This window comes from Chitinophaga sp. (genome assembly GCF_035761305.1).
Classification (GTDB): Bacteria; Bacteroidota; Bacteroidia; order Chitinophagales; family Chitinophagaceae; genus Chitinophaga.
Genome location: NZ_DASTRI010000221.1, coordinates 13,505 through 26,099, shown reverse-complemented (window position 1 = coordinate 26,099; position 12,595 = coordinate 13,505). Strand labels below are relative to the sequence as shown.

Genomic DNA, 12,595 nt, shown 5'->3' with positions numbered 1-12,595 from the left:
AGGGAAAGCGAAAAGTACATTTATAGATGAAGAAATTTTTAATACTCGTATGCCTGGCGGCCCTGCAGGGTACCCTGGTATACGCACAGGGCGCACAAAAGGTGGATATTCCTATTGGACGCCAGGGTTTTCACGACAACATAGATAAAGAACAAACAGCGGCAGACAAGTTTGACGGGAAGACAGACGATATGATAAAAGTATCGGACGATGCTACCATCAACCTGCAGGTAACCAATGCCCTTATAAAGCAGGTAAATGATTTGCAGGTGGAAATTGAGCTTGATACCGCCCTGGACCACCGCCTCAAAATACTCTATCTCTCCGGCCTGTACACCGTGCTGCACGATTATAATAACAAACGCGCCTACCATAAGATAGACCCCGCGGAAGCGCCCTCTATTATTGAGGCTTACCGCGATATGATGCACGCCAATATTAAAGGGCAAAGCATACTGCCCATGGTAAAGCAGGTGTCTTTTACCGCCGGCGAAAAGCTGATAGAAGTGTTCCGCGATAACCCCGGCTACCAGGAAGCCAGGGGCATGCTGTTTGGCAAATACGCCTTCCAGAACCTGGAAACCGTAATGGCGGAAGTGGGCAACTATCTCGACTACCCGGTAACCGACTCGGTAGTGGCCGCAGTAGCCCGCAAATATCCCAACCAGGTGCTTACCTACGCCACCTCCTACACGCCGGTGGCCACCGCTATTAAAAAGAACCAGGACCCCGTGGTGCAGCTGATCGTAAAAATCGGCAACTCGGGCCAGTCAACCCGCATACTGCCTTTTATTGACGAGCTGATAGACGGCTCCATGACCATCGACTCGCTGGAAGGAATTGTAAGCAGCGATTACCCGTACTTTAAGCAGATGGTTAAAACCTCCATAGTGCTGCAGCAGAAAAAAACCAACGGCGAGCATCCCCTGGGGCTAAAGGCCATGATGGAAAACATGCAGGCCCGCTCCCTGCGCTACATTCGGGAAGTGAACGACCTGCATGAGGAGCCGGTGAACGTGCGCTTTCGCATTGTAAAAGACTTTACGCCGGAGGAACTGTACTACCTGATCGTGAACGGCCAGGAGGAGCTGTACACCTCCAGCTACACCAACCATAGCAACGCCGGCCTGTACGACCAGATGATGGCGCGCATGAAACCGCCCCGCAGCGACAGCCTGTTGATGGTGGTAAGCTTTGACCGGTTTAAGAAATTCATAGCCATGGCAGCCGGCTTTAACACCCTGGATAACTTCCTGAAATCCATGGCGCCGGAAAATGCCAACTACCTCATGAAAAAATATGTGAGCAACCTGGAAAAAACAGATGACCTGGAAGATGCGGTGGATGTGGCCAATTCCTTTGGCAGCATACGCGATCCCAAGCTGCTTGACTTTTTGCGCGATGAAGTGAAGAAGAACTATGTGTTCGTATCGCGTAAGAACGATAAGCGCGGCATGGTGATTTACGAGCTGCTTTCCAGCCTGTTTGAAACCCAGGTGAGCAAGGGCGACGATAATGCCAAGGCCTCCGATATGGCAGCTAAATTCAAGCTGCCGCCGGTGAATTATGTTGATTTTAACGGGTTAATGAGCGACAGCGGCCGGGTGTATGAGCAGGTGTTCTTTTACGGGGACAAGGACGGGCAGGAGTCGTACGCCAGCTTTATGACCAACTTCCCCAGCAGCGAATGGCATATCAGCAAGGGCGCTTCATGGACCACCATTACCTCCATAAAAGGCAAACCCGTAACCATTTTTGCCAACCTGCCGCTGGATGAGCCCCAGGATAAGGACGCCATTCAGAAACTGAGCGACTACCTGGACGAAAAAGATATACACCCCACCGTGTTCATTCACCGCGGCCATAGCTACCATGTAAACACCACGCTGGATAACCTGCAAAGCTCGGCCAAAATAGTGGTGCTGGGCTCCTGCGGCGGCTATCATAACCTGGCAGTGGTATTGCAGAAAGCACCGGATGCGCACATTGTATCTTCCAAGCAGGTAGGCACCCGCTTTGTAAATGAGCCCATTATACGCAGCCTGGAAGAGGTGATACGCAACGGTAAAAACGTGGATTGGGTGGATATGTGGGCATCCCTGGGCCGCCACTTTGCCGGCGATGCCCGCAACCGCGAGCTGTTCAGCGATTATGTGCCCCCGCATAAAAACCTGGGCGCCATATTTATAAAGGCTTATAAACAGATCATGAAGGAAGATAAGTAAGCAGGTTATACGCTATAATATACCGCCGGCGGTTCACCGGGAAACAAGCAATATTTCAAGTGCTGCTTCCTGGCGGACCGCCGGCGTTTTAGTTTCCGTAAAAAGCCGTAGGTTTGCATCACTCATGGAGAAATTAACTATCAAGCGGATTTTTGACTTCAGTTTGTTACGGCGCCTCTTCTCTTTTGCAGTACCCTATAAAGGCTCCTTTTACTTATCCATGGCGCTTACCATTGTGCTGGCCGTGCTGTCGCCCCTGCGCCCCTACCTGATACAGGTTACCGTTGATAAATACATCAGCAGCCAGTGGATGCGGATGCTCATCATCATTACTATTGTGCAAATAGGCCTGCTGCTGCTGGAAACCGCGGTGCGCTTTCTGTTCTCTTACCTTACCAACTGGCTGGGACAATCAGTAATAAGGGATCTGCGGGTAGCGGTATACAAAAAAGTGGTGCGCCTGAACCTTTCCTTTTTTGACAAAACACCCATTGGCACGCTTACAACCCGTACCATTAACGATATAGAAGCTATTAACGACGTTTTTTCCGAAGGCATTATTTCCATTGTAGCCGACCTGCTTATGATCGTGGCCATACTGGTGGTAATGCTGGTGGAAGACTGGCGGCTTACGCTCATCAGCCTGTCGCCTTTTCCCGTGCTGATCATTGCCACCTGGATGTTCAAGGAAAGCGTGAATAAATCTTTCCACGCCGTAAGAAATGCCGTGGCCGCCCTGAACGCCTTTGTACAGGAGCACATTACCGGCATGGTGGTGGTGCAGGCCTTTTCTGCTGAAAAAAGGGAGTATGCCCGCTTTAAGCAGATTAATAAAGAACACCGCAAAGCCAATATCCAGGCTATTTTCGCCTACTCTATATTTTACCCGGTAGTGGAAATTATACTGGCCATTTCCCTGGGATTAATGGTATGGTGGGGCTCCAATAAAGTATTAAGCTACGAGGTAACACAGGGGGTAATGATTGCCTTTATCATGTACCTGAACCTGCTGTTTCGCCCGCTGCGCATACTGGCCGATAAGTTTAACACGCTGCAGATGGGCATGGTTGCCAGCGAACGTGTGTTTAAAGTGCTGGACAGCAACGAGCATATTGCAGACAAAGGCCGGCAGCAGGCCACCCACATGCAGGGCGACATCCTGTTTGACCAGGTGTCTTTTGCCTACACAGAAGACCGGTATGTGCTAAAAGACATCTCCTTTCATGCCAAACCCGGCGAAACCGTTGCCATTGTAGGCCACACGGGCTCAGGCAAAACCACCATCATCAGCATACTGAACCGCCTGTACGAAATACAGAAAGGCGCTATAAAAATAGACGGTATTAACATACAGGACTATACGCTGGCGGCGCTGCGCAGCAAAATAGGCGTGGTGCTGCAGGATGTGTTCCTGTTCTCCGGCTCTATTTATGAAAATATTACCCTCCGCAACCCGGCTATTACCCGGGAGCAGGTAACGCATGCAGCCAGCCTCATAGGCATGCATGACTTTATTATGCAGCTGCCCGGCGGGTACGATTACCCGGTAATGGAAAGAGGCAGCACCCTTTCACTGGGCCAGCGGCAGCTGATCTCTTTTGTGCGCGCACTGCTGTACAACCCCTCCATCCTCATACTGGATGAGGCCACCTCTTCGGTAGATACCGAGTCCGAGATGCTGATACAGCAGGCCATAGACAAGCTGATAGCGGGCCGCACCTCCATTATTATCGCCCACCGGCTGAGCACCATCAGCAAAGCCAGCCGCATTATAGTGCTGGATAAAGGAGAAATACGGGAAATGGGCACCCATGAGGAGCTGCTGAAAAAAGAAGGTTTTTATTATAAACTGCACAGCATGCAGTTTAAGAAAGCAGTAAACATGTAAAAATTTCATATATTTATATTACTTTTTAATTAGTAAATCAAATCCTTATACCTTTTTATGAAGTTCTTTCTACGACAAGTGGGGGTTATTGTATTGTTATTGTTACCCTTTACATTGTTAGCCGGTGATTATGAAAAAGCCTGGGACGCTTTGCACCACAACGACGTTAAGCATGCGCGGGAGCTGCTTTTAAAAGCCATCAAAAACAATGTTAACCGGGATAATGCGGTAGCTACGCTCATTATGCTGGAAACCTATGACGGTATTGGCACACGCTACCTGGAAAAGTACCCCGACCCGCTGGACCAGTGGAGCCAGCCGGAGTCTTACGTGTATGCATTATGGTTCAATTATGCCATACTGGGTGAGTATGGCAAGAAAAAAGGCAAGCTGCTGGCCAACCTGGAACGCCTGTCTGCAGACACGGCCATGAATGGCTCCATACGGGCCGCCGCCAATTATTTCAAGGGCTATCACCTGTTCTACTGCCAGCAGCAGGAACAGTCAAAGCGCATGTACCCGAAAATGGGCGCGCTGGAAGACTGGCAGTTTGCCGGGCCTTTTGACAATATATCCGGAAGCGGTTTTAACAAGGAGTACCCGCCGGTAAAAGAGCCCGCCAGCGGCAAAGGTTTTATATCCTACAACAATGCGCCTATTGACTGGTTCACGCCGCTGCATACCACTCAGCAGGGCTGGGTATTTGTGGGCAGCGCCTTCCCGGCCTCCAATGCGGTAGGGTATGCGCAAACCTATGTACTATCCGACCAGGAGCAGGACGCCCTGTTATGCCTGGGCGGCAACGGCGCGCTGAAAGTGTGGCTGAACGATAAGCTGATGCTGGCCGACGCCGAAGAACGGGCTACGGAGCTGGATTTTTACAAAGCCCGCTGCCACCTGCACAAAGGCTATAACCGCGTGCTGGTGCAGATAGGGTTTACAGACGGCAATAACATGCCCAACTTTATTGTACGCCTTACCGACGAAAAATATAACAGCCTGCCGCACATCAGCAGCACCAGCAAGGTACAGGCCTACCAGCCCGATACCACTACCGGCGCACCGCAAACCGTTGTGCATTTTGCAGAAGATTTTTTCCGCCATCGTATGGAGCAATATCCGCAGGACCCTGCCTATGCCTGCCTGCTCAGCAAGGTGTATGTGCGCAACCAGGAATATGACAAGGCAAAGGCCGTAATGCATAAGCTGTACCTGCAATACCCCGATGACCCGGTTGTGCTGCAGCAGTACTCCGCCTCCCTCTCCAGCAAATATGACCGTACCGAAGAGCAGGAGCTGGACGAGAAAATGAAGGTAATGGCCCCGGAAAACTACTGGGTGCTGTACAGCAATGCCCAAAAGCTGGATGGGGAAAAGAAATATGCGGAAGAGCTGGAAATAGTAAATAAAATGGTGGCTTTGCAGGGGCCTACAGAGCTTACGGACCTTAAACGGGTAGCCATTTACGCTTACATGGAAAAGCTGGATAGCACGGTAGCCCTGTTGAAAGCAGCCTATGAGCGTTACCCCGACCGGCAGGAGGTAGTTATGGCCATGGAGCAGTATTACAAAAGCATGTTGAAAGATCCTGCATCTGCAGTGCAGGTAATGGAAAAGTATATAAAGGACAACTATTCCTACCAGGTAATGAAAACCCTGGCCCAGGAATATTTTGAGCAGAACCAGACCGATAAAGGCATTGCCATGCTGAAAGCGCTGCTGAACCTGGCCCCTTATGAAACAGCTTCCTACGATCCGCTGGCAGAATACTTTTTCTCCCGCCAGCAGTACGACTCTGCCATTTATTACCTGGAGCAGGCGCATGGCATTAGCCCTTACTCCCACCGCATACTGGGCGAAATAGCCACCTGCTACCAGCAGAAGAACGACCGCAGGCAGGCGCTGGCCTATTACCAGAAAGCCCTGGTGCAGTATGCAGGGGGCACCAGTTACCGCCGGAAAATAAGGGAGCTGGAAAAAAAGCCGGATGTATTCTCTTATTTTCCCAAGCTTGATACGTATGAAGAAGTAAGCAAAGCCCTGAAGCAGCCGAAAGATACCACCAAATCCTACTACTACATTTTTGATGAAAAGAATGTGGTGCTGTACCCGGAGGGCGCCAATGAGCAAATGATCAGCACAGCGGTGTACATTAATAATAATGATGGTATTGACCGCTGGAAAGAAATATCAGTGCCCTATAACAGCGTATACCAGGATGTAAGTATTATAAAAGCAGAGGTAATAAAGGCCAATGGCGCACGGGTGCCGGCCGAAACATATGATAACCAGATTGTGTACACCAAGCTGGAAAACGGCGATGCTATTTACTACAACTACAAGATCAGCAGCTATGGCATAGGGCGCCTGGGCCGCGAGTACTGGGATAAATTTTACTTTTCCGCCTCTGTACCTACCACCCTGGCCAGGTATAGCATGCTGATTGCCAAAACATTGCCCATTTACTACGTGTTCCAGAACAGCACCGCCAAGCCGGTGGAAAGCGAGCATGAGAATTTTCACATGTACACCTGGGAAATGAAGAATGTGCCTGCCTTTAAGCGGGAAAGCTATATGCCCAATATTGATGATATAGGGCAGGTGCTGCACGTATCAACCGTAAAGTCGTGGGATGTTATAGCCGAGTGGTACAGCGACCTTACCCGCATGCAGTGCCGGGAAGATTTTGACCTGAACGCCGCGTTCAGTGAAATTTTTCCCAAGGGCGCACAGCAGCTTACAGACTGGGAAAAGGCCAAACGCATTTATGAGTATATAGAGGAGCATATTGCCTACAGCTCGGTTTCTTTCCGGCAGGGGGCTTATGTGCCGCAGCGTGCATCCAAAACCCTGAACACCCGCCTGGGAGATTGTAAAGACCTCTCGGCCCTGTTTGTGGCCTTTGCCCGCAAAGCCGGTATGGACGCCAACCTGATGCTGGTAAGCACCCGCGAGAACGGCCGCAATGCCATGCTGCTGCCTTCGCTGGAGTTTAACCATTGCGTGGTGCGCTTTAAGGCCGATAATGAATACCACTGCCTGGAGCTTACCAACAACCAGCTGCCCTTTAACGCCCTGCCGCAAAGCCTGGTGGCTGCGCAGGTGCTGAATATACCCTTTAATTACAACAGCAGCGAGAAAATAGCGCTGCTGCCGGGCGATGACAGCCGTAAGGTATCTTTGATCCGTAAAACAAAGGTGGTTATTAATGGTACGGACCAGCGGGTAACAACCACCAGCCGCACCACCGGCGAGCTGGCCAGCCTGGTGCGCAGCAAGTATGCGCATAAAACCCGGCAGGAGCTTACGGACGATATGCAGTCGGCCCTGTCGCAGCAGCATAAAAACCCCGTTGTGCTGGATGATGTAACCTTTACCAACCTGGAGAACCTGCAGGACACGGTAACACAGGAGCAGCATTACACCATTAAGAATGATGTGATCAGCGTGGGCGACTTTAGCATGATAAAGCCCATATTTACAGACCTGGTGGCTACGCCGGATATTTTTACCGCGGAAGCCCGCCAATATCCCTTTGAGTACTGGAGCTATGAGAATACAGACCAATATGCTACGGATGTGGATATAGAGCTGCCGGAAGGCAAGGCCTTTGACCAGGTGCCCGGCGACATAAAGGCCAGCTTTAATAACATGACCTACCAGCTCAGCTTTCAGAAAACAGCGCCCAATAAGCTGCAGATCAAACGCCGGTTCAGCACCAACCGCAACCAGCTGATCACCGCTACGGACTTTGATAAAATGAAAAGCTTTTTTAATACGATAGTTGCAGCGGAGCAGAAATATATATCCTTTAAATAACAACCTTACATATGGTAAAAAAAACGCTCCTGAAAAGGGGCGTTTTTTTTGTCTTTTATGACCGTCAAAATTGGGTATAAATTGTTATTTATCAACGTATTAATAAGGGGGTGACCCTTTTTTTCCAAACCGTTGCCTTTTTGAGTTAAAATCGATTATCTTTGCGCAAAATTTCAGAAAACGGTGATTTCCTGCAACTTGCTCAAACATAGTCTGATAGCGCTGTTACTAGCCCTTAACATCATTGGAATTAGTGCGGTCGCGCATGCGCAAACGCATGAAGAAAAAGAAGCACATCATGGTTCCCAGCATCCTTTAGCTACTGCTGACGAACCGGGTGATAAAAAAGGCGGTTTTGATGCCAAGGAGGTAATACTGGGCCACGTGAAGGATGCGCATGACTGGCACCTGATGGATATTGGGGAAACGCCCGTTACCATACCGCTGCCTGTAATAATTTACAATAAGGAAAGGGGCGTGTCTGTTTTCTCCTCATCCCGTTTTCACCACGGCCACGCCTCCTATGATGGCTACCGCCTGGTAACTACCCACTACCTGCATGAAAAGGGCCTGTCGCCCAATGAATACCCCGACGGGAAAATAATAGCAGTAGATGAAAATGACAACCCTACAGGGGCAGAGATATATGACTGGTCTATGACCAAGAACATTACCGCCCTGCTGCTGTCGTCCATATTACTGGTGGTGCTGATGCTGAATGTAGCCAAAGCCTACAAGGTGCGTGGCGCAAAGCAGGCGCCCAAAGGCTTCCAGAGCCTGATGGAGCCGGTGATCATTTTTATGCGCGATGAGGTGGTAAAGCCCAATATTCCCGGTAAGCATTACGAAAGGTTTGTACCGTTTGTAGCAACCATCTTTTTCTTTGTGCTCATTAACAACCTGTTAGGCCTGCTGCCCGGGTCGGCCAATGTAACCGGTAACCTGGCGGTAACATCAGCGCTGGCCATCATTAGCTTTATAGCCATCCTGGTAAGCTCCAACAAACATTTCTGGGGGCATATATTCAACCCGCCGGTACCGTTTGGGGTGAAATTCATCCTGGCGCCGGTTGAGCTGATCAGCGTGTTCACCAAGCCTATTTCCCTGATGATACGTTTGTTCGCCAACATGCTGGCCGGCCACATTATTGTGCTGAGTATCATTTCCCTGGTATTTATATTCGGATCCCTGAGCAAATTTGCCGGTTACGGATTTTTGCCGATCACCATTATCTTTAATATAGTGATGATGTTGCTGGAAATACTGGTAGCATTTATACAAGCGTTTATCTTTGCTAACCTTACGGCTGTATTTATTGGCCAGGCAATGGAAGGCGGGCATGACGAGCATCATTAATTGATTTGACACTTGTAATTTATTAACACACATATACATTAAAAAATGGCTCTTTTAACAATTTTATTGCAGGCTGCTGCAACTTCTGGTCTGGCAAAAGCCGGTGGTGCTGTTGGCGCTGGTATTGCTGCTATTTCAGCTGGTATCGGTGTAGGTAACATCGGTAAAAGCGCGTTGGAATCCATCGCACGTCAGCCCGAAGCTGCTAACGACATCCGTGCAAACATGATCCTGGCTGCGGCGCTGGTAGAGGGTGTTGCCCTGTTCGGCGTTATCGCAGGTCTGTTAGCGGTAGTACTGTAAGAACAAAATTAATTACTGCATCCGGCGCACAGGGCAAAGGATGCAGTAATTGTATTACGAATGATCGATTGCGACCAGGCAGGCTGCCTCCCGTGACTAATCATTCGTAATTTGTAATTTGTAATTCGTAATTAAAATAATTCAATCATGGATCTGTTACAGCCCGCGTTAGGCTTGTTTACCATTTCATTCTTAATATTTTTGATTGTTTTCCTCATTCTGAAAAAATTTGCCTGGAAGCCCATCCTCTCTACTTTAAAGGAAAGGGAAACTTCTATTTCAGAGTCTATTGCGGCTGCTGAAAGGGTAAAGGAAGAAATGGCGCAGATGAAGGCAGAGCATGAGCATGTGCTGGCAGAAGCCAAGGCAGAAAGGAGCAAGATCCTGAAAGAAGCCAAAGAAGCCAAGGACCAGATCATCGGCGAAGCCAAAACCCAGGCGCAGGCAGAGGCCAAGAAGATCATTAACGAAGCCTACACCGCTATTGAAAACCAGAAAATGGCCGCCCTTACAGATGTGAAGAACCAGGTAGGCCAGCTGGTGATTGAGGTAGCAGAAAAGGTGCTGCGCAAAGAGCTGTCTGACAAAACCGCCCAGGAGCAGTTTATTAAACAACAGGCGGAGAGCATTAAACTGAATTAATTAATATGCAGCTATGCGCATGTGCAAATGATCAATACCTGCACGGCCGCTTACCTGCACATTGTACATATAAAATATGCAAAATCCCCTTTTAGCATCCCGGTATGCAAAATCTTTGGTGGATCTGGCGGTTGAAAACAGCCAGCTGGAAGCGGTACGTGCAGATATGCAGGTGCTGCAGCAGATCGCTAAAAGCAACCCCGATGTGGTGTCTTTGCTGAAAAGCCCTGTTATTAAACCGGATAAAAAACAGAAAATACTGGCGGCTATCCTGGAAGGTAAGGTAAGCAACATTACCGCTAAGTTCATACAGCTGCTGGTAATCAAAGGCCGTGAAAGCAACCTGGTAGAGATTGCCGCGGAATTTGGCAGGCAGTATAACACGCTGAATAACATCAGCAAGGTAAAAATCACTACTGCAGTGCCGCTGGATGCAAATATCCTCAGCAGCATTAAACAAAAAGTACAGGCCGGCACTGATAAGAAAATAGAGATGGAAACAGCCGTGAAGCCCGACCTGATAGGCGGTTTTGTACTGGAAACAGAAGATCGCTTGTACGATGCTTCCATACTGCGCGACCTGAAGGATATAAAAAAGCAGTTTGCGCAAAACATTTATCTGTCTAATATCAAATAATTACGATATTTTATCCGGCGGCAGGGTTTATTAAATAAAGCCAGGCGGTCCGGAGCCAATACAAATTCTTAAAGCACTCTTTTTAAAAAGCATAATTATGGTTGAGATAAAACCTGATGAAATTTCGGCAATATTGCGCCAGCAATTGAGCAATTTCAATGCTGCGGCCGACCTGGAAGAGGTAGGCACAGTATTGCAGGTGGGCGATGGTATTGCCCGTATATATGGACTGAACAATGTTCGTTACGGTGAACTGGTAGAGTTTGAAAATGGTGTAAAAGCCATTGCCCTGAACCTGGAAGAAGATAACGTGGGGGTGGTATTGATGGGTGACTTCGGCGAAATAAAAGAAGGCAATAAAGTGCGCCGCACCGGTTTAATCGCCTCCATTAAAGTGGGCGAAGGACTGGTAGGCCGTGTAGTAAATACCCTGGGCGAGCCGATTGACGGTAAAGGCCCCGTAACCGGAGAGCTGTATGAAATGCCGCTGGAGCGTAAAGCCCCGGGCGTTATTTACCGTGAGCCGGTAAAAGAACCCATGCAAACCGGTATTAAGGCTATTGACGCCATGATACCTATTGGCCGCGGCCAGCGTGAGCTGGTGATCGGCGACCGCCAAACCGGTAAAACCGCTATTTGTATAGACACCATCATTAACCAGAAGGAGTTTTACGATGCAGGCAAGCCGGTATATTGCATATACGTGGCTATTGGCCAGAAAGCCTCTACCATTGCAGGTGTTATGAAAACCCTGCAGGATAACGGCGCTATGGCTTACACTACCATCGTAGCCGCATCGGCCTCCGAGCCTGCGCCGCTGCAGTTCTATGCACCGTTTGCCGGCGCTGCCATCGGCGAATTTTTCCGCGACACCGGCCGTCCCGCGCTGATCATATATGATGACCTGTCAAAACAGGCCGTTGCTTACCGTGAAGTGTCGCTGCTGCTGCGCCGCCCGCCGGGCCGCGAAGCTTACCCGGGCGACGTGTTTTACCTGCACAGCCGTTTGCTGGAGCGCGCCGCCAAAATCATTGCCAAGGATGATATTGCCCGCCAGATGAACGACCTGCCCGACTCTATCAAACACCTGGTAAAAGGCGGCGGCTCACTTACTGCACTGCCGATCATTGAAACACAGGCCGGTGACGTATCTGCATACATTCCTACCAACGTAATTTCTATTACCGACGGCCAGATATTCCTGGAGTCGAACCTGTTTAACTCCGGTATACGCCCGGCTATTAACGTAGGTATCTCTGTAAGCCGCGTAGGTGGTAACGCACAGATCAAATCCATGAAAAAAGTGGCTGGTACCCTTAAGCTGGACCAGGCGCAGTACCGCGAAATGGAGGCCTTCTCCAAATTCGGCGGCGACCTGGATGCTGCTACCAAAGCCGTACTGGATAAAGGCGCCCGCAACGTGGAAATACTGAAGCAAGCCCAGTTTAACCCCTACCCGGTGGAAAAACAGGTGGCTATGATATACCTGGGTACACAGGGCCTGCTGCGTGAAGTGCCGGTGAAGAATGTACGCGCCTTTGAAGAAGCTTTCCTGCATGAAATGGAAGTACGCCTGCCCGATGTGCTGGCTGAATTCAAAAAAGGTAACCTTGCAGAAGACGGTATTAAGAAGATGGTAACTTTGGCCAACGAGCTGAAGCCCAGGTTTGCCTAAGCGAAAGTTGATGAAGTATAACAAAAAGCTCCCGGCCTGCAGGCCGGGAG

Annotated in this window: 8 protein-coding genes; all 8 read left to right on the top strand. The window is 49.5% G+C overall.

Annotation, left to right across the window (positions count from 1 at the left end; translation table 11 throughout):
- Nucleotides 1–26: 26 nt before the first annotated feature.
- Complete coding sequence (locus VFS25_RS18710) at nucleotides 27–2,225, top strand: hypothetical protein (RefSeq protein WP_326463697.1); 2,199 nt, start codon at nucleotides 27–29, stop codon at nucleotides 2,223–2,225.
- Between the two features lie 124 nt (nucleotides 2,226–2,349).
- Entirely contained in the window at nucleotides 2,350–4,113 is a 1,764-nt protein-coding gene (locus tag VFS25_RS18705; protein ID WP_326463696.1) for an ABC transporter ATP-binding protein, read from the top strand.
- A 57-nt stretch (nucleotides 4,114–4,170) separates the two neighbouring features.
- Entirely contained in the window at nucleotides 4,171–7,932 is a 3,762-nt protein-coding gene (locus VFS25_RS18700; RefSeq protein WP_326463695.1) for a DUF3857 domain-containing protein, read from the top strand.
- A gap of 198 nt (nucleotides 7,933–8,130) precedes the next feature.
- The gene (atpB, locus tag VFS25_RS18695) at nucleotides 8,131–9,288 is read left to right on the top strand and encodes a F0F1 ATP synthase subunit A (protein WP_326463694.1); all 1,158 of its coding nucleotides are present in this window, start codon (nucleotides 8,131–8,133) and stop codon (nucleotides 9,286–9,288) included.
- Between the two features lie 45 nt (nucleotides 9,289–9,333).
- Nucleotides 9,334–9,591 (top strand): ATP synthase F0 subunit C, encoded by a 258-nt coding sequence (atpE, locus tag VFS25_RS18690; protein WP_326463693.1) that lies wholly within the window; start codon nucleotides 9,334–9,336, stop codon nucleotides 9,589–9,591.
- A gap of 147 nt (nucleotides 9,592–9,738) precedes the next feature.
- Complete coding sequence (gene atpF / locus VFS25_RS18685; protein WP_326463692.1) at nucleotides 9,739–10,233, top strand: F0F1 ATP synthase subunit B; 495 nt, start codon at nucleotides 9,739–9,741, stop codon at nucleotides 10,231–10,233.
- Between the two features lie 76 nt (nucleotides 10,234–10,309).
- Nucleotides 10,310–10,870 carry an ATP synthase F1 subunit delta gene (gene atpH, locus VFS25_RS18680; RefSeq protein ID WP_326463691.1) on the top strand — a complete coding sequence of 187 codons (561 nt, stop codon included), beginning with the start codon at nucleotides 10,310–10,312 and terminating at the stop codon, nucleotides 10,868–10,870.
- Between the two features lie 97 nt (nucleotides 10,871–10,967).
- The gene (gene atpA, locus VFS25_RS18675; RefSeq protein WP_326463690.1) at nucleotides 10,968–12,545 is read left to right on the top strand and encodes a F0F1 ATP synthase subunit alpha; all 1,578 of its coding nucleotides are present in this window, start codon (nucleotides 10,968–10,970) and stop codon (nucleotides 12,543–12,545) included.
- The last annotated feature ends 50 nt before the right edge of the window (nucleotides 12,546–12,595 follow it).